1 pseudogene is annotated in these 518 nt (G+C 47.3%); it reads left to right on the top strand.

The window, feature by feature from the left end:
• Window positions 1–48: 48 nt before the first annotated feature.
• Window positions 49–518 (top strand): annotated as a pseudogene (locus K5E19_RS23940) (miniconductance mechanosensitive channel); the annotation flags it as partial.

The following is a 518-nucleotide window of genomic DNA, read 5'->3' as shown; positions in this document are numbered from 1 at the left end:
AATAAACACGCAGCCGTCATGATAAAAGGGGGATATTCAGGAGACGTTATGCAGGAATTAATTGCTCAGGTTGAAGAGCTTGGAATTGAAATTAATCACACCACCTCGCTGGTGTTAATCTTTGGCATCATTTTACTCACCGCCGTTATTGTCCATCTGATATTGCACAAAGTGGTGCTGCGTCTGTTTGAAAAACGGGCGCAGGCCAGCTCACATTTGTGGCTGCAAATCATTACCCAGAATAAGTTATTTCACCGCCTGGCCTTTACCCTTCAGGGGATAATCGTCAACGTTCAGGCGGCGCTGTGGTTACAAAAAGGCAGCGAAGCGGCTGAAATATTAACCACCTGCGCCCGACTGTGGGTCATGGTTTATGCCCTTCTCTCCTTCTTCTCGTTATTAGATGTGATCTTCAATTTGTCGCAAAAGCTGGCAACCGCCTCTCAGCTTCCGCTCAAAGGAATATTCCAGGGCGTGAAGTTAGTGAGTGCGATCCTCGTCGGCATTCTGATGATCTC

It is taken from the genome of Enterobacter sp. RIT637 (assembly GCF_019718755.1).
Classification (GTDB): domain Bacteria; phylum Pseudomonadota; class Gammaproteobacteria; order Enterobacterales; family Enterobacteriaceae; genus Enterobacter.
Note: the sequence above shows the minus strand (reverse complement) of the source record. Positions and strands in the feature narration are given on the sequence as shown.